Consider the following 18251-nt stretch of genomic DNA (forward strand, 5'->3'; position numbering starts at 1 on the left):
AGAGAGGGTGGATATGCTGCATGCCGGATGTCCCGCTATCGGACAGGCCGCCCACCTCTCCGCCCTATGACCAATCCCGCGCATAGCGCAGCCGAATGCCGCTGACATGTAGGCCGGTGGTCCAGAGGCCTTTCAGCGGCCGGAGACTATCGACCACCCGAAGTTCCACCCCACGCGGCGCAAACTCGCGATCGAGCCGCGACATGGCCATCCGCTCCGTCGGACTGACGCGTCTGCGCGACACCCACGTGCCCGCATCGTTAAGGTCTTCGAAATCCGCAAGTGCCGCCGCTCCGTCTCCGGTGTTTCGGGTTTTGCCCAGATCAGGATGCGCGGGCAGTCACGCGGGAAGAGATACATGAAATCATGATCGCCATCGATCGCCCAGACGAGCGGACCATTCAGCCATTCCCGGCCTACCGGGCGAACCGTGGGAATGAGAACAGGGCGCGGCTCAAACACCGGGATATCGGGATCATCGCTGAAATGGAAAAGGCGCATGGCAACGGATCGCGTCGGATCGGGAAAATGCGCATAGCGCGAAGCGCGGTGCTTGTCACGCTGCAGCCTTAAATCGGGTTAGGCGATCAGCCGTTGCCGGCCAGCAGCCGCTTGGCGGCCGCCCTCGCCTCTTCGGTCACCGACGCACCGGCCAGCATGCGGGCGATCTCCTCGGTGCGGTCCGTCTGCGCCATCGTCGCCACCCGCGTGGCGATCTTTTCGGAGCCCTCGGCCGCCGGCCCCTTGGAGATCAAAAGATGTGTCGCCGCCCTGGCGGCGACCTGCGGCGCATGCGTGACCGATAGAACCTGCACCCGAGCGGAGAGGCGCTTCAGTCGCTGGCCGATCGCATCGGCCACGGCGCCGCCCACACCGGTATCGATTTCGTCGAAGACGAGCGTCGGCGCCGATCCGCGATCGGCGAGCGCCACCTTCAGCGCCAGCAGGAAACGCGACAGTTCGCCGCCGGAGGCGACCTTCATGATCGAGCCCGGCCGCGTGCCCGGATTGGTCTGGACATGAAACTCGACGACGTCGATGCCTTCGGCAAGCGCCTCCTGAGAATCGGTGGTGATCTGGACCATGAAGCGGGCGCGTTCGAGCTTCAGCGCCGGCAGCTCGGCCATGACGGCCGCGGCCAGCGCCGTGCCGGCATGATGGCGCTTGTCGGAGAGTGCGCGTGCCGCGGTATCGTAATTCTCCCGCGCCAGGCCGACCTCGGCTTCCAGCCGTGCAAGCTTTTCTTCGCCCGCGTCGAGATCGGCAAGATCGGCGATCATGCGAACGGCGAGCGCCGGCAGCTCGGTGACCGGCACGGAATATTTGCGCGACGCGGCCCGCAGCGCGAACAGCCGCTCCTCCACCCGCTCCAGCTCCCGGGGATCGTATTCGGTCTTGCGCAGCGCTGCCTCGACTTCCATCTGGGCGTTGGAAAGCTGGTCGAGCGCGGCATCGAGCAGCGTCACGGTGTCTTCGAGCAGTCCCGGCGCCTCATGGCTCTTGCGCTCCAACCGGCGCACCAGCGAGGCGATATGGGGCACCGGCGAAGCATTGCCGTTCAGGAATTCGGAAGCTTCGGCGATGTCGCCGGCGATCCGCTCGGCCTTCATCATCTTCTGCCTGCTTTCGGCGAGCTCCTCCTCTTCGCCGTCCTGCGGCGACAGCTTTTGAAGCTCGTCGACGGAAGAACGCAGGTAATCGGCTTCGCGCGCAGCACTCTCCACTTTCTCTCGGTGCTTCTTCAGCGTCCGCTCGCTGTCGCGCCAGAGGCGATAGAGGCGGGCAACCTCCGAGACCTCGTCGGTGAGGCCGGCGAAGGCATCGAGCAGCGTGCGGTGGGCATTGGTGTCGACAAGGGCGCGATCGTCATGCTGGCCGTGGATCTCGACCAGCATCTGGCCGGCTTGGCGCATCAGCTGCACGCTGACCGGCTGGTCGTTGACATAGGCCTTGGTGCGCCCGTCCGCCGATTGCTGGCGACGGAAGATCAGATCGCCCTCGTCGTCGATGCCGTTTTCTCTGAGCAGCGCGCGAGCGCCGTGGTCCGTGCCGACGTCGAACACCGCCGTCACCTGGCCCTTGTCCTCGCCATGGCGCACAAGGCCGCCGTCGCCACGCCCGCCGAGCGCCAGCGAAAGACTGTCGAGCAGAATGGATTTGCCCGCTCCGGTCTCACCCGTCAGCACGGAAAGGCCGGTCTCGAAGGCAAGATCCAGCCGCTCGATCAGGACGATATCGCGGATCGAAAGCTGGATCAGCATTGGACTTAGGAACCGAGCAGGAGTTTCTTGCCTGCCGCAGCGATCCACGAGCCCTTGTTTTCACGCGGCTCGGCGCCACCGGTCTGCAGCAGCTTGTAGGAATCGGCGTACCACTGGCTGTCGGGGTAGTTGTGACCAAGAACGGCTGCCGCGGTCTGCGCTTCGTCGACGATGCCCATGGCGTAATAGGCTTCAACGAGACGGGCGAGCGCCTCTTCGATCTGGTTGGTGTTCGGATATTTCTCGACGACGATGCGGAAGCGCGAAATCGCAGCGAGATATTCCTTCCGCTCCATATAGTAGCGGCCGATCTGCATTTCCTTGCCGGCGAGCTGGTCGCGCGCGAAGCGGATCTTGGCCTGCGCGTCGTCGACATATTCGGAGTTCGGATAGTTGTCGACGACGGCCTGCATCGCCTCGATCGTCTTGGCGGCGGCGCGCTGGTCCTGCGTCACGTCGACGATCTGCTTGGAATAGGTGAGACCGACGAGATACTGCACATAGGCGGCATCCTGGGACTTCGGATATTGCGCCATGTAACGGTTGCCCGAGGCCAGCGCGTCGTCGAGCTTGCCCTGGCGATATTTGACGAAGGTGCTCATCACAAGCGCCTTGCGCGCCCATTCGGAGAACGGGTTTTCGCGGTCGATGGCGTCGAACTTGCGTGCCGCTTCCGCCATGTTGCCGGCCTTCATATTGGCAAGGCCCTGGGTGTAGAGCACGTCGGGCGGGTCGGTTTCGAGGCCGAGCTTGGTGATGTCGATATCGGGGTCCGACTGGCAGCCGGATATCGAGGCGCCTGCGCTGAGCACCAGAAGCGATGCGAACAAAGCGCGCGCTGTCTTCATCATACCTTCAGATCCTGCATAACCCATTCCAAAGAACCCCACTGCCGCCGCTCGCTCCTCGGCAGCCACGCCTCGCTGGCGTTTCTAGCCACAAATGTGCATCAAGAGCAACGCAATGATAAGGCATTAACGCATTTTTGTGGCAGCAGCGGCAGAATGACCGGCTTTTCCTCTTCTTCCCGAGCCACACGGCTAAAGCGTGTCGCGATCTTTCAGATTCGCTTGTCACGCTTTAGGTCTTTGTTTTTACGCATGTCTTTATCGCAAAACCGCGCGCACTTTTGCGAGACATGCTGTAAGCATCTGCCGGAAAATACCAATCGCCGGCAACGCGAGGGGACATAAAAAAACCGCCTCTGGGAAAGAGGCGGCCTGGTCTTAAGAATATGCTGGAGGTCATGCCGACCAGGGAGCGAATTCCGAAGCGCTGACGGCGATCATTTCCCGAGCAGCGACGCGCTGGCGCGGCGTCGACGTCTCGACCACTTCATAAGCGGAGGGATCGGCGAGCAGCGCCTTCAAAGCATTGGCATTCATCTTGTGGCCGCCACGATAGGAACGGTAGCAACCGATAAACTGGACGCCGGCGAGCGACAGGTCGCCGACGGCATCGAGCGTCTTGTGGCGGACGAACTCGTCCTTGGCGTAACGCAGCCCTTCGACGTTGATGACGGTGTTGTCATCGGAGATGACGACGGAATTTTCGAGCGACGAGCCGAGCGCATGGCCCGAAGCCCAGAGCCGCTCGACATCGCGCATGAAGCCGAAGGTGCGGGCGCGGGAAAGCTCGGTCTTGAAGACCGTTGCGCTCATGTCGCCGGCCCATTTCTGCCGGCCGATCAGCGGGCAGTCGAAATCGATCTCGACCTCGAAGCGCGTGCCGTCATAGGGACGGAATTCGCTCCAGGATCCGCCATGCTCGATTCGCACCGGCTTGGTGATGCGGATATAGCGACGCTTGACGCCGAGCGAGACAAGACCGGCCTGCTCGATCGCCTCGACGAAAGGCAGCGAACTGCCGTCCATGATCGGCATTTCGGCGCCCTGCACTTCAATCACCACATTGTCGAGGCCGAGCGCATAGATGGCGGCCATGACATGTTCGATCGTCGCAACCGAATGCGTCGGCGAAAAGCCGAGCACGGTGCAGAGGTCGGTATTGCCCACTTGCGAAGAGACGGCCTTGAGTTCGGTAACATCGCCATTGTCGTGCAGGCGCTGGAAAACGACGCCGGTGTCCGATTCCGCCGGGTTCAGCGTGATCGAGACATTCGCACCCGAATGGACCCCGATGCCCGAGAGCGTCACGGGACGCGATACCGTCGTTTGAAAACCCAGCAAGCCAATTGCCATAAAATCTGCCTTTATTCTTCCGCTCCAGCGATCTGTTCCACGGTGCGGTTATCATTCATTCTGCAGAAGGAGCCTCGTTGAGGAGTCTCCTAGCGCAGTTTCCTTGCACCATACTTACGTGCGCCGGCCTTCCAATCCAAATCACTGTTTCTTTCGCATTGTTACGAAGTCACGCGATTGAAATCGCTGGAGAATCCGAGGCCGAAAAACAGCAATGCCCGGGACCTGGATCCCGGGCATGAACGGTGCCGAAGCGCCGATCTCAGTTCGACTGGCGGCGCAGGAATGCCGGGATTTCCAGCTGGTCGTCTTCCTGCATCATCCGGGCCTGCGGAACCGCGCGACCCTGATCGTCGAGATTGCCGCGGCGCGGTGCATAAAGGCTTGCCTCCGGCGACAGCGGACGGCGCTGCTGCGAAGCGGCCGGCGGTGCGGCGGTCATGTCGGCGGCAACCGCGTCATCGTCGCGGCGTCCGAGCGAATTGGTGATTCGCTTGAGCAGACCCATGGGGCCGCGCTCTTCCTGGCCATGCGCGGAAGCCGCCTGCGTGCGGTGGTCGAGCTCGGCCTGGACGACTGGTGGGAAGTCTTCGACCTTCGGCATGCGAACCGGTTCAGCCGCCTGACGGATGATCGGCTCCTGCCGGACCGGCTGCGACTGGATGGGCTGCTGCTGGATGGGCTGGCTCATTACCGGCTGGCTCATCACCGGTGCGGGAGCCTGCTGCTGCACCTGAGGACGCATGGCCGGAGCTTCCGGAGCAGGCGCGAAGATCTTGCTCTGCGGACGGAAGACTTCCTGCTGCGTGGCCGGCTGCTGGAGCGGTGCGGCGGCACGCGGGGCCGGGATTTCGAGCTCGCGTTCCATCTCGGCTTCGCGGATGGTCTGCGCGATCGGATCAATGGCCTTTGGTGCCTGCATCACCGGCGCAGGCTGGACTGCGGCCGCTGCCGGAGCAACAGCCGCGGAAGGACGGATAGCGGGCTTTGCAACCGGCTGGAAGTTGCGTTCCGCGGCTTCGCTGATTGCCCGGTCGATGCCGGTCGCGACGACCGAGACGCGGATGATGCCTTCGAGCGATTCGTCGAAGGTGGCGCCGAGGATGATGTTTGCGTCCGGATCGACTTCCTCGCGGATGCGGGTCGCGGCTTCGTCGACTTCGAAGAGGGTAAGGTCGCGACCGCCGGTGATCGAGATCAACAGGCCCTGGGCGCCCTTCATCGAGGTTTCGTCGAGCAGCGGGTTGGCGATCGCCGCTTCGGCGGCCTGCAGTGCACGGCCGGCGCCGGAGGCTTCGCCGGTGCCCATCATCGCGCGGCCCATTTCGCGCATCACCGAGCGGACGTCGGCGAAGTCGAGGTTGATGAGACCTTCCTTCACCATCAGGTCGGTAATGCAGGCAACGCCCGAATAGAGAACCTGGTCGGCCATCGCGAAGGCGTCGGCGAAGGTCGTCTTGTCGTTGGCAATGCGGAAGAGGTTCTGGTTCGGAATGACGATCAGCGTGTCGACAGACTTCTGCAGTTCCTGGATGCCCATCTCGGCGAGGCGCATGCGGCGGCCGCCTTCGAAATGGAATGGCTTGGTGACGACGCCGACCGTCAGGATGCCCTTGTTGCGGGCGGCCTGTGCAACGACGGGCGCAGCGCCCGTGCCGGTGCCGCCGCCCATGCCGGCGGTGACGAAGCACATATGCGTGCCGTTCAGGTGATCGATGATCTCGTCGATGCACTCTTCGGCGGCCGCGCGGCCGACTTCCGGCTGCGAACCTGCGCCGAGGCCCTCGGTGACGTTGGCGCCGAGCTGGATGACCCGTTCGGCCTTCGTCATGGTCAGCGCCTGGGCATCCGTGTTGGCGACGACGAAGTCGACGCCCTGGAGGCCGGCGGTGATCATGTTGTTGACAGCGTTGCCGCCACCGCCACCGACGCCGAACACGGTGATGCGCGGCTTCAGCTCTGTGATGTCAGGCTTTTGCAGCTTGATGGTCATGGTACCTGTTCCTTCTCTCTCTGGCCGCATCGCCACGCCGGCCAATTACTCAAATTTCAGAAGCTTTCCTTCAGCCACTGGCCCATCCGGGCTATGCGGCTGTTATTTCCCCCAAGCGACATGAGCAGACCGCTCTGTGACGCATGTGTCTCCATGTCCGCGACCTGCGGATAGATCATCAGGCCGACGGCCGTCGAAAAGGCCGGCCCCTTGGCCGCCGTCGGCAGCCCCGAAACGCCCATCGGACGGCCGATGCGGACGTTGCGGGCAAGGATGCGCCGCGCCACCTCGGCAAGGCCCGTCAGCTGGCTTGCGCCGCCGGTCAAGACGACGCGCTTGCCGACGATCGGACTGAAACCCGAGCGCTGGATGCGGTCGCGGATCAGCTCCATCGTCTCTTCGATCCGCGCCGAAACGATGCGTGAAACCAGTGCCCGCGGCACCTGCGACGGCTGGTCGCGATCGTCCTCGCCGATCGGCGGGATCGAGATCAGCTCGCGCTCGTCGGAGGAATTCGAAAGGGCCGAGGCGTGCACGACCTTCAGACGTTCCGCATCCTCGATGCGGGTGGAAAGGCCGCGCGCCAGGTCGGTGGTGACGTGATGGCCGCCGAGGCCGACGGCATCCGTATGAACGAGCTTGCCTTCGGCAAAGACCGAAATGGTCGTCGTGCCGCCGCCCATGTCGATCGCCGCGCAGCCGAGTTCGACCTCGTCGTCGACCAGAGCGGCAAGGCCCGATGCATAGGGCGTCGCGACAATACCTTCGACCGACAGATGCGCGCGGTTGACGCTGAGCTCGAGATTCTTCAGCGCCGAGCGCTCTGCGGTGACGACATGCATGTCGACGCCGAGCGCGTCGCCGTACATCGCCAGCGGATCGCGGATGCCGCGCTCGCCGTCGAGCGAGAAGCCGGTCGCCAGCGAATGCAGCACCGAACGATCCTGGCGCAGCGACTGCTGGCAGGCAGCCGACAGCACCTTCTTCAGATCGTTGAGCTCGACCTCCTGGCCGCCGAGATCGATCGTCGCGGTATAGATGTCGCTGCCCAGGCGGCCGGCCGTCAGGTTGACGATCAGGCTCTCGACGGTCAGCCCGGCCATGCGCTCGGCCGCGTCGACGGCGAGACGGATGACGCCTTCCAGCGCGTCGAGGTCGGCAATGACGCCGGTCTTGATACCCCGAGACCGCTGGTGGCCGATGCCGATGATCTCGATATTGTGCGTGCGCCCCGGCAGGATCTGGCTTTCCTCGCGCGGCGTCAGCCGGCCGATCATGCAGACCACCTTGGTCGAGCCGATGTCGAGCACCGAAACGATATGCGACCGCTTCGACGAAAGCGGCTTCAGGCGCGGCAATCCGAAATGGGATGAACCGAACAAGCTCATATATTCTGCCCCGCCTTCTTCAATTCTTTGGTACGCTCCGTTACCGCCGTCTGCCGGCGAACCGCCGCTTCCGGCGTCAGCTGGATGGCGGTTCTGTCCGGCAATCTCAGGTCGACCGCAGCGATGTCGCGCTCCAGCAGCTGATGCTGCTTGTCGAACGCCGACAGCGTCGCCAGCGCCTGGTCGATGCCGTCTTCCGGCAGCTTGACGACGACGCCATTGTCCATGTGCAGGTCCCAGCGACGGCCGGATATCCAGACATAAGCCTTCACGCGCGCCTTCACGTCGGGCCACTTGGAGAAGGCGTCGTCGAGCGAAGCCGCTGCCGTTTCCGCGTCGCGGCCGACGACCAGCGGCAGCGACGAAAACTTGTTGTCGCGCAGCGGCGCAATCACGCTGCCGTTCTTTTCGATCAGCGAAAGCTCCTGCCCGTGCTGCCAGATTGCGTAGGCCTGGCGCTCCTTGAGCTTCACCTCGATCGTCTTCGGATAGACCTTGCGGACCTCGACGCTTTCGACCCAGGGAAGATGGGCGATCTTCCGGCGAGCGGCATCGACATCGAGTGCAACCAGCGAAGTCGTGCCGTCGAGGCCGATCAGCTGCAGGATCTCGATTTCGGAGGTTTCCGAATTGCCGGAGACCTTCACGTCCTCGATTGCAAAACCAGCGGCCGTCGTCGTCGCCTGAGCGACGGCTTCCGTGTGACCGCCGAGCGACATGCCGTAAAGCCCCGTCGCGGCCAGGAAGGCCATCGCCGAAACGGTGCCCGTATGGGCCGGGATATAGATACGGCCGCTGCCGAGGCTGATCAGGAAACGCGTGACGCGACGCAGCGGACGCGGCAGGACGAATCGCTCTTCGGCTTCCACGGTCGGAAGCACGGCATGATGGCTGGGACGCCCTATCCTCTTGACCGTCAACGCAAACAAGACGCGTCCTCCACCATCCACCGGAGAAACTCACCAAAGGAATAACCGGCATGGCCGGCCATTTCGGGCACGAGCGAGGTTGGAGTCATACCTGGCTGGGTATTGACCTCCAGCCAGATGATTTCGCCGTCTTCGGAGAAACGATCGTCGTAACGAAAGTCGGACCGACTGACGCCGCGACAACCGATTGCCTGATGCGCCCTTAGGGCCAATGTTTGTATTTTTTGGTAAATATTCGGTGAAATTTTTGCCGGGATGACGTGTTTTGAGCCGCCCGCTGCATACTTGGAATCGTAATCATAGAAATTGTGTCCCTGCGGCACCACCTCGGTGACACCAAGCGCGACGTCGCCCATGACGCCGCAGGTGAGCTCGCGGCCGTAGACGTAGCGCTCGACGAGGACATCCTCGCCATAATGCCACTCGGGCGAGCTGACGACCTGCGGCGGATGCGCCTGATCTTCGGCAACGATAACGACGCCGAAGCTCGACCCCTCGCGAACCGGCTTCACCACATAGGGCGGCTTCATCGGATGCGTCGAAGGAAAGGCGAATCGATTGATAACCTGTGATTCGGCAACCGGAATGCCGGCAGCGGCAGCGACGAGCTTCGCCTTGTCCTTGTCCATCGCCAGCGCCGAGGCAAGCACACCCGAATGTGTATAGGGGATCTCGAGATATTCGAGGATGCCCTGAATGGTGCCATCCTCACCAAAGGGTCCGTGAAGCGCATTGAAGACGACATCGGGCTTCAGCGCCGCAAGCTTTTCGGAAACGTCGCGCGCGACATCGATGCATGTCACCTTGAAGCCTTCGGCTTCGAGGGCTTCTGCGCAAGCCTTTCCCGAGGAAAGGCTGACGGGCCGTTCCGAGGAAAATCCGCCCATCAGGACAGCGACATGCTTGCGACTCATCAACACCCCCAAAAATAACTTCCAACTTTGAAAACGACGCTTGCGCGAAGCTGTCTGCGCCGTTTCGGGCCTTTGTCCGACCTGCATGCATTAGAGCATCATTATGGTTAATGAAGTGTTTACTTTCGTTAACTTCTGTCCTGGAAATTCGCGATCTTTTACCTTTCGCTCATCTCGCCACCATTCCCACATTAATCGGAGACGGGCCCGAGCAGAGGCGGAAAATCTTATCTCTTCAATAAGATATCGTGTCACGCTGAACCCCGATGAACTCAGTCAAAGGCCTGAGATGTCATCCCGCAACGGCGGGTGGCAGCTTGATTGATTAATGCAGAGAGCCGCGGCGGGCGGTCATCCCTGCTTTTGTATTGATGCGGGTCTGACTTCCGGTTAGCGAAGGCGCATGGATTGAGTAGGGAGAAGATCATGCGATGCCTCGTCACCGGCGCTGCCGGCTTCGTCGGTAGTCCACTCGTCGAGCGGCTGCATGCAGAGAAGATTTGCGATCTTGTGGTCACCACCAGATCTCAAACATCTGTCTTTCCTGATGATGTCAGGCATTTTCCGATTGAAATGACCGACAGCACCGACTGGACGGCGGCACTTGCAGGCGTCGACGTCATTCTCCATCTTGCCGCCCGCGTTCACATCATGAATGACCGTGCAGCCGATCCGCTGGCGGAATTCCGCCGGACCAACACCGCCGCCACGCTCAACCTCGCCGAACAGGCCGCCCGGGCGGGCGTGAAGAGATTCGTCTTCGTCAGCACCATCAAGGTCAATGGCGAAGAGAACAATCGGCCGTTCCGGCATGACGACGCGCCGATGCCGATCGATCCCTATGGCATTTCGAAGCTGGAAAGCGAAATCGGTCTGCGCGAAATCGCCGCCCGCACCGGCATGGAAGTCGTCATCATCCGCCCGCCGCTGGTCTATGGGCCCGGCGCGAGAGGCAACTTCGCCCTTCTCGTCGGGCTGGTCCGCAAGCGGATACCGCTCCCCTTCGCTTCTCTGAAGAACCGCCGCACCTTGGTGGCGGTGCAAAATCTCGTCGATCTGATCATCACCTGCGCGGCGCATCCCGCCGCCGGCGGCGAGATTTTCCTCGCCGGAGATGGTGAGGACCTGTCGACCCCGGAGCTCATCCGGGGAATTGCCGCGGGGCTCGGCGTCAAACCCATGCTGATCCCCTTCCCCTCCGCGTTGCTGCACATGGCGGCGAAGGCTGTCGGGAAGGAGGCCGTCTATCAACGCCTTTGCGGTTCGCTGCAGGTCGACATGTCCCAGGCACGCAAGGTTCTGGGCTGGACGCCCGTCGTCACGCCGCGCCAAGGCCTGAAACTGGCAGTGAAGTAGCCATTATTCGCTGGTGACACCCTGGAACGGGCGCACTTCGCGGCCGGGCATGAAGACGCCGAGGCGCTTGATTTCCCATTCGAGCTTAATGCCGTCTTTCTCGAAGACCTCGCGGCGCACCTGCTCGCCGAGATATTCGAGATCGTAGCCGGTCGCCTGCCCCATATTGATCATGAAGTTGCAGTGAAGCGACGACATCTGGGCACCGCCGATCACGAGGCCGCGGCAGCCCGCCTCGTCGATCAGCTTCCAGGCGGAATGGCCGGGCGGGTTCTTGAAGGTCGAGCCGCCGGTCTTCTCGCGCACCGGCTGCACCGTCTCGCGGTGATTGCGCACGGCGTCCATCTCGGCGCGGATCTGGGCGCGATCCTCCGGATAGCCCTCGAACAGCACCGAAGTGAAGATCAGGTCGGCGGATGCTGCGGAATGCCGGTAGGAATAGCCCATCTCGGCATTGGAAAGCACATGCTTGTTGCCCTTGCGGTCGACCGCGTTGACCTCGACCAGCCGCTCGCGCGTCTCGACGCCGTTGGCGCCGGCATTCATGCGCGCCGCGCCGCCGATGGCGCCGGGAATGCCGTAGTAGAAATGGAAGCCGCCGATACCGTTGTCCATCGCCATCGCCGCGACATGCTTGTCCGGGCAGATGGCGCCGGCAAGGATGCGGTTTTCACCGGCCAGCTCGACGAAACCGAAACCCTTGGCCGACAGGCGCAGCACGACGCCGGGAATGCCGCCGTCGCGCACCAGGATGTTGGAGCCGACACCGATCACGGTCAGCGGCACCTCTTCCGGCAGGATCTTCAGGAAGGCGATGAGATCGTCGACATCATGCGGCTGGAACATCAGCTCGGCGAGACCGCCGGCCCGGAACCAGGTGACGCGGTCCATGGGGGCATCCGGCGTGATACGACCGCGGATATCCTTTACACCGTCTCCGAGAGACGCGAGAAGCTTTTCCCCGTTCACCTGTTTCATGCGGACTTTCCCGATAGGCCTTCCAGTTGTTTGGGCAGTGCGGCTGCCCAGGATGTGATGCTCCCAGCCCCCAACAGAACCACGAAATCGCCAGGCTTTGCAACCTCTGCAACCATCTGCGGCAGAAGCTCGGCCGAAGACAGGAAGCGGGCGTCGCGATGGCCGCCGGATTTGATGCGCGAGACGAGCGACGTGGAGTCGACGCCTTCGATCGCATCTTCACCCGCAGCATAGACGGGCGCCAGAAAAATGCTGTCGGCATCGTTAAAGCAGGCCGCGAACTCCTCGAACAGGCTTGCGAGACGGCTGTAGCGGTGCGGCTGGTGGACGGCGATGATGCGACCCTTGCAGGCTTCGCGGGCAGCGCGTAGCACCGCCTTGATCTCGACCGGATGGTGGCCGTAATCGTCGAAGATCTGCACCCCGTTCCATTCGCCCGTCAAGGTGAAGCGGCGCTTGACGCCGCCGAAGGAGGCAAGCCCCTTGGCGATGTCGGCGCTCGATATGCCGAGCCGGTTGGCGACAGCGATCGCCGCCGTCGCGTTGGAAATATTGTGCCGCCCGGGCATCGGCATGACCAGCCCCTTGAGCTCGGTCACCTGGCCGGTGCGGCGGCGGCGGATCTCGACGTCGAAAATCGAGCGCGTGCCGTCGATGCGTACGTTCTTGAAACGCACGTCGGCCTGCGGGTTCTCGCCATAGGTGATGATCTTGCGGTCCTCAATGCGGCCGACCAGCGACTGCACCTCGGGATGATCGAGGCACATGACGCCGAAACCGTAAAACGGCACATTCTCGACGAACTGTCGGAAGGCGGCGCGCACCGCATCGAAATTACCGTAATGGTCGAGATGTTCGGGATCGATATTGGTGATGACGGCGACATCGGCCGGAAGCTTCAGGAAGGTGCCGTCCGATTCGTCGGCCTCGACCACCATCCATTCGCCCTCGCCCATACGGGCATTGGTGCCGTAGGCGTTGATGATGCCGCCGTTGATGACGGTCGGGTCGAGCCCGCCGGCTTCGAGCAGGGTCGCGACCAGCGAGGTGGTCGTCGTCTTGCCGTGTGTTCCGCCGATGGCAATCGCATTGCGGAAGCGCATCAGTTCGGCGAGCATTTCGGCGCGGCGCACCACCGGCAGCAGCTTTTCACGCGCTGCGATGAGTTCCGGGTTGCTCTTCTTGATCGCCGTCGACACGACGACCACCTCGGCGTCACCCAGGTTTTCCGCCCGATGGCCGACAGAGACCTCGATGCCCTTGTCCCGCAGACGCTGGACATTGGCGCTGTCAGCCTGGTCCGATCCCTGCACCCTATGGCCGAGATTGTGCAGCACCTCGGCAATGCCGCTCATGCCGATGCCGCCAATGCCGATGAAATGGACGAGACCGATCGCCTTCGGCAGTTTCATGCGCGTGTCCTCTTGAATTCTGAGACTGTCTTGCCGGCGGCAATAGCCTCAACCATGTCGGCAAGCAAGTTTGCCGCATCCGGTTTCCCGGCAAGCTTGGCCGCCGCCGCCATGTGCGACAGCTTTTCCGGATCGTTCATCACATGGCTCAGTATAGAGGCGATGCGTTCCGGCGAAAGCTCGGACTGAACAATCACCTTCGCTCCGCCGGTCGCAGCCAGTGCGGCGGCGTTCGCCGCCTGATCATGGTCGAGCGCATGCGGATACGGCACCAGCACAGCCGGGCGGCCGATAACGGAGATTTCCGAAACCGTGGACGCGCCGGAGCGGCAGATCACCAGATGCGCTTTGGCAAGACGCTCAGCCATATCGTTGAAAAACGGCGCGATATCCGCACCCATCTGCAGCTGCGCCACGCAGCCGCGCACCATCTCCATATCCTCCGGACGCACCTGCTGGGTGACCCTAAGCCGCGCCCGCAGCTCGTCGTCGAGCAGGCTGATTGCCGTCGGCATCGCCTTGGAAAAATACTGCGCGCCCTGGCTGCCGCCGAACACGACGAGATTGAACGGCTCGCCGGGATGCGAGGGGTGATAGGGCTGTTCGGCCGCCGCAAGGATCGCCGGTCGCACGGGATTGCCGGTCGCAACCGTCTTGTCGGAAAAAACATCGCCGCTTTCCTGAAGAAAGCCGCCGGCGATCGCCTTGACGCGCGGGGCCAGCGCCTTGTTGGCGCGCCCCATGACGGCATTCTGCTCATGCAGCATCGAGGCGATACCGAGCCGCGTGGCGGCCAGCAGCGGCGGCACGGTGGGATAACCGCCGAAACCGACGACGATAACAGGCTTCAGCCGCTGGATCAGCTTCTTGGCCGCCCGCATGCCGCTCCACAGCGTCCACAGCGAGCGGGCGACGGCAACCGGGTTCTTCGAGCCGATCGTCGCCGAAGGCACAACGTGAATTTCCTCGGCCGGGAATTTGCCGGCAAAGCGCTCGGCCCGGCTGTCGGTGACGAGATGCACCGAGTAGCCACGCTCCTTCAGCTTGAAGGCCAACGCCTCCGCCGGGAATACGTGGCCGCCGGTCCCCCCGGCGGCAAGCAGCACGATGCCTTTGCTCATATTCTCTTACTCCGCCGGCATGCCGTGCGGGACGCGGAAAAGGCTCCGGTCCTGCGCGCGCTTTTCCGGTCGATGACGCGTCAGCGCCAGAATGAAGCCGGCGGTGACGCAGATTGCCACCATGGACGAGCCGCCGTAGGAAATCAGCGGCAGCGTCATGCCCTTTGCCGGCAGCAACTCGAGATTGACGCCGATATTGATGATAGACTGGATGCCCATCTGCAGCACCAGACCAGCGACGGCAAAGCGGTTGAAGTCGTTGCGTTCGCGATAGGCATGCGAGAGACCGCGCAGCACCAGCACCGTGAACAGCGCAACGAGCGCCATGCAGAAGACGATGCCGAATTCCTCGGCTGCGACAGAAAAAATGAAGTCGGTATGCGCGTCCGGAATGATGCGCTTGACGATGCCTTCGCCCGGTCCCTGGCCGAACCAGCTGCCGCGGATGATCGCCTCGCGCGCCGTGTCGATCTGGAACGTGTCGCCCTCGCCGGTCATGAACTTGTCGATGCGCAGTGCGACGTGCGGAAAGACGTAATAGGCGGTGAAAAGGCCGCCGACGCCGCCAATGCCGAGCAGCATGATCCAGATCCATGGCATGCCGGCCATGAAGAACATGCCGCCCCAGACGGCGGTCGTCAGGATGGTCTGGCCGAGGTCCGGCTGCGCAACGAGAAGCGCCGCGACGATGCCGAACAGGATGATGGCAAAGAGGTTGCCGGGAATTTCCGGCTGGCGCGCATGTTCGGCAAACAACCATGCACAGACGACGACGAAGGCAGGCTTCATGAATTCCGAGGGCTGGATGGAAAGGCCGGCGATCCAGATCCAGCGCCTACCGCCCTTGACCTCCTGCCCGACGAACAGCACCAGCACCATCATGGCGAGCGAGATGATCAAGAGCAGGATCGCGGTCCGCCGCACCTGGCGCGGTGTCAGGAAGGACAATCCGAGCATGACGGCGATCGACGGGATCATGAAAGCGGCATGGCGCTTGACGAAGTGGAAAGGCTCGAGTCCGATACGTTCGGCGACCGCGGGAGATGCCGCAAACGACAGCATGAAGCCGATGCCCATCAGGAAGATGAACATCGCCAGGAAGAAGCGGTCGATGGTCCAGAACCAATCGGCCAGAGGCCCACGTTCCGCGCGGCTTACCATGTCATTTCTCTCCTGCTACAGGACCGATCAGCATCGTCATTCCGTCAAGTGCCGCCACGTGGCTGACGAAGGCATCGCCCCTGACTTCGAAGTTCTTATACTGGTCGAAGCTTGCGCAAGCCGGGGATAACATCACGGCCGAAGCAGCCGCCTCGTCGCGATCCGCGTCGGCTGCGGCATGCGCGACGGCGCGCTCCAGCGTGCCGGAAATTTCGTAGGGCACGGCCTCGCCGAGGGTCGCCGCGAATTCCGCCGCCGCCTCGCCGATCAGGTAGGCCTTGGCGATACGCGGAAAATAAGGCGCAAGCGTCGTGATGCCGCCAGATTTCGGCAGGCCGCCGGCAATCCAGTAGATACGGTCGTAGCTCGACAGGGCCGGCGCCGCCGCATCGGCATTGGTGGCCTTGGAATCGTTGACGAAGACGACTCGGCCACGTCGGCCGACCGGCTGCATGCGATGTTTGAGACCGGGAAATGAGGCAAGGCCGGCGCGAATGTCGTCGGCGGACACACCGACCGCAAGGCAGGCGGCAACGGCAGCCGCGGCATTCTGCGCATTGTGGCTGCCGCGCAGCGTCTGAATGCCGTCGAGATCGGCGAAGGGCAGCATGGCGCCGCCGGCGGCCTGGACGAGTTTCGTGCCCTCGGCATAGATGCCATCGGCCACCACGTTGCGGCGCGAGATGCGGACCATCTTGACGCCGGCTCGCTGCACGCGGTCGGCGATCAGCGCCGAATGGCTATCGTCAATGCCGACGACCGCGACATCGCTGCCGGCGACCAGCCGCTCCTTGACGTCGGCATAATGCTGCATGGTGCCGTGACGGTCGAGGTGATCGGGCGTCAGATTGAGCAGGATGCCGGCCGACGGGTTCAGCGTCGGCGCCAGATCGATCTGGTAGGAGGAGCATTCGACGACGTAATAACGTTCTGCCTTCGGCGGATCGAGCGTCAGCACGGCCGTGCCGATATTGCCGCCGAGCTGTGTGTCGTAACCTGCTGATCTCAGGATATGGGCGATCAGCGCCGTCGTCGTCGATTTGCCGTTGGTGCCTGTGATGGCGATGAAGGGGCAATCCGGCGCGTGGGCGCGGCGCTCGCGCACGAAGAGCTCGACGTCGCCGACGATATCGACGCCGGCTGCGCGCGCCAGATCGACCGTCCAGTGCGGCTTCGGATGTGTGAGCGGCACGCCGGGCGAAAGCACGAAAAGCGACTGCTGGCTCCAGTCGATCGTGTGCAGATCCTCGGTGTGGATGCCTTCTGCCGCGGCCTTCGCGACGCTGTCAGGGTTGTCGTCCCAGGCGGTCACACGGACGCCGCCCAGGATCAGCGCCCGCGCGGTGGCAAAGCCGGAGCCGCCGAGCCCGAAGAGCGCGACCTTCCTGTCTTTCAGCGTCGTGACCGGAATCATTGCCGCCTCACCGGAGCTTCAGGGTCGAAAGGCCGAGCAGCGCCAGGCCGACGGCGATGATCCAGAAGCGGATCACCACCTGGCTTTCCGTCCAGCCCTTCTTCTCGAAATGATGGTGGATCGGCGCCATCAGGAAGACGCGACGGCCGGTCATCTTGAAGAAGCCGACCTGGATGATGACCGAGAGCGTCTCCATGACGAAGAGGCCGCCGATGATCGCCATGACGATCTCGTGCTTGGTGGCGACGGCGACGGTGCCGATCGTGCCGCCAAGCGCCAGCGAGCCGGTGTCGCCCATGAAGATGGCGGCCGGCGGCGCATTGAACCAGAGGAAGCCGAGGCCTGCGCCGATCACGGCGCCGAGGACGACGGCCAGTTCGCCGGTGCCGGGCACGAAGTTGATCTGCAGGTAGTTCGCAAACACCACGTTGCCGGCGAGATAGGCGATGACGCCGAAGGAGGCGGCGGCGATCATCACGGGCACGATGGCGAGCCCATCCAGGCCGTCGGTTAGATTGACGGCATTGCCGGCGCCGACGATGACGAAGCCGCCGAACACCACGAACATGATGCCGAGATTGATCAGGAAGTCCTTGAAGAAGGGAAAGGCGATCGAGGAGCCGAAGGTCGAGCCGGCAGTCCCTGAGGCAAGGGCAGTGCGCATCATGAAATAGACGGCGATGCCGGCGATGATGAATTCGATGCCGAGACGCGCCTTGCCGGAAAAGCCCTTGTGGCTCTGCTTCGTCACCTTGAGATAATCGTCATAGAAGCCGATCGCGCCGAAGCCGAGCGTAACAAGCAGCGTGGCGACGACATAGACGTTGGAAAGATCGGCCCAGAGCAGCGACGCTCCGACGATGCCGGCAAGGATCATCAGCCCGCCCATTGTCGGCGTGCCGGCCTTCTTGAAATGCGTCTGCGGCCCATCGGCGCGGATCGGCTGGCCCTTGCCCTGGCGGATGCGCAGCGAATTGATGATGGTCGGCCCGAACAGGAACACGATCAATGCGGAGGTGAAGAGAGCGGCGCCCGTGCGGAATGTAATATATCTGAACAGGTTCAGAAATTTGAAATATTCCGACAGTTCGACAAGCCAGATCAGCATTCAGGGCCCCTTGTT

General features: G+C 62.8%; 15 protein-coding genes and 1 pseudogene. 2 read left to right on the forward strand and 14 right to left on the reverse strand.

Annotated elements, in window-relative coordinates:
- Positions 1-64 precede the first annotated feature (64 nt).
- Positions 65-462: pseudogene (locus AMC88_RS34065) on the reverse strand (DUF6886 family protein).
- Here AMC88_RS34065 and AMC88_RS33890 point away from each other — a divergent pair.
- Positions 367-573, forward strand: a complete 207-nt coding sequence (locus AMC88_RS33890; RefSeq protein WP_064825469.1) for a hypothetical protein — start codon at positions 367-369, stop codon at positions 571-573. The pseudogene AMC88_RS34065 and the gene AMC88_RS33890 sit on opposite strands and share 96 nt — an antisense overlap.
- Before the next feature lie 14 nt (positions 574-587).
- Here AMC88_RS33890 and recN read toward each other — a convergent pair whose 3' ends face one another.
- From recN to AMC88_RS14590, 7 genes are all read right to left on the reverse strand, one after another.
- Complete coding sequence (gene recN / locus AMC88_RS14560; RefSeq protein ID WP_012484492.1) at positions 588-2261, reverse strand: DNA repair protein RecN; 1674 nt, start codon at positions 2259-2261, stop codon at positions 588-590.
- Positions 2262-2266: 5 nt separating this feature from the next.
- On the reverse strand, positions 2267-3136 hold the full coding sequence (locus AMC88_RS14565) for an outer membrane protein assembly factor BamD (RefSeq protein WP_004668799.1): 870 nt from the start codon (positions 3134-3136) through the stop codon (positions 2267-2269).
- A 369-nt stretch (positions 3137-3505) separates the two neighbouring features.
- Positions 3506-4462, reverse strand: coding sequence for a UDP-3-O-acyl-N-acetylglucosamine deacetylase (lpxC, locus tag AMC88_RS14570; protein ID WP_004668803.1), 957 nt, complete (start codon positions 4460-4462; stop codon positions 3506-3508).
- A 262-nt stretch (positions 4463-4724) separates the two neighbouring features.
- On the reverse strand, positions 4725-6455 hold the full coding sequence (gene ftsZ / locus AMC88_RS14575) for a cell division protein FtsZ (protein WP_012484494.1): 1731 nt from the start codon (positions 6453-6455) through the stop codon (positions 4725-4727).
- Positions 6456-6511: 56 nt separating this feature from the next.
- On the reverse strand, positions 6512-7843 hold the full coding sequence (gene ftsA / locus AMC88_RS14580) for a cell division protein FtsA (protein WP_004668807.1): 1332 nt from the start codon (positions 7841-7843) through the stop codon (positions 6512-6514).
- A complete protein-coding gene (locus AMC88_RS14585) occupies positions 7840-8772 on the reverse strand; it encodes a cell division protein FtsQ/DivIB (protein WP_064825470.1) in 933 nt (310 codons plus the stop codon). The genes ftsA and AMC88_RS14585 overlap by 4 nt, the downstream gene beginning before the upstream one ends.
- Positions 8760-9686, reverse strand: coding sequence for a D-alanine--D-alanine ligase (locus tag AMC88_RS14590; protein WP_012484496.1), 927 nt, complete (start codon positions 9684-9686; stop codon positions 8760-8762). The genes AMC88_RS14585 and AMC88_RS14590 overlap by 13 nt, the downstream gene beginning before the upstream one ends.
- A 426-nt stretch (positions 9687-10112) precedes the next feature.
- Between AMC88_RS14590 and AMC88_RS14595 the strand changes: the two genes are divergently transcribed.
- Positions 10113-11042 (forward strand): UDP-glucose 4-epimerase family protein, encoded by a 930-nt coding sequence (locus AMC88_RS14595; protein ID WP_012484497.1) that lies wholly within the window; start codon positions 10113-10115, stop codon positions 11040-11042.
- A 3-nt stretch (positions 11043-11045) separates the two neighbouring features.
- Here the strand turns inward: AMC88_RS14595 and murB are convergent, their stop codons facing one another.
- The 6 genes from murB to mraY are packed head-to-tail and all read right to left on the reverse strand — an operon-like array spanning position 11046 to position 18236.
- The gene (murB, locus tag AMC88_RS14600) at positions 11046-12020 is read right to left on the reverse strand and encodes a UDP-N-acetylmuramate dehydrogenase (RefSeq protein WP_004668813.1); all 975 of its coding nucleotides are present in this window, start codon (positions 12018-12020) and stop codon (positions 11046-11048) included.
- Positions 12017-13432, reverse strand: coding sequence for a UDP-N-acetylmuramate--L-alanine ligase (gene murC / locus AMC88_RS14605; RefSeq protein WP_012484498.1), 1416 nt, complete (start codon positions 13430-13432; stop codon positions 12017-12019). The genes murB and murC overlap by 4 nt, the downstream gene beginning before the upstream one ends.
- Positions 13429-14553, reverse strand: coding sequence for an undecaprenyldiphospho-muramoylpentapeptide beta-N-acetylglucosaminyltransferase (gene murG / locus AMC88_RS14610; protein ID WP_012484499.1), 1125 nt, complete (start codon positions 14551-14553; stop codon positions 13429-13431). The genes murC and murG overlap by 4 nt, the downstream gene beginning before the upstream one ends.
- A gap of 6 nt (positions 14554-14559) precedes the next feature.
- Positions 14560-15714: a putative lipid II flippase FtsW gene (gene ftsW, locus AMC88_RS14615; protein WP_004668819.1), complete on the reverse strand. Its 1155-nt coding sequence runs from the start codon at positions 15712-15714 to the stop codon at positions 14560-14562.
- Between the two features lies 1 nt (position 15715).
- A complete protein-coding gene (murD, locus tag AMC88_RS14620; RefSeq protein WP_012484500.1) occupies positions 15716-17128 on the reverse strand; it encodes a UDP-N-acetylmuramoyl-L-alanine--D-glutamate ligase in 1413 nt (470 codons plus the stop codon).
- Positions 17129-17135: 7 nt separating this feature from the next.
- Positions 17136-18236: a phospho-N-acetylmuramoyl-pentapeptide-transferase gene (gene mraY, locus AMC88_RS14625; protein WP_004668823.1), complete on the reverse strand. Its 1101-nt coding sequence runs from the start codon at positions 18234-18236 to the stop codon at positions 17136-17138.
- Positions 18237-18251: the final 15 nt, after the last annotated feature.

This window comes from Rhizobium phaseoli (genome assembly GCF_001664385.1).
GTDB lineage: Bacteria > Pseudomonadota > Alphaproteobacteria > Rhizobiales > Rhizobiaceae > Rhizobium > Rhizobium phaseoli.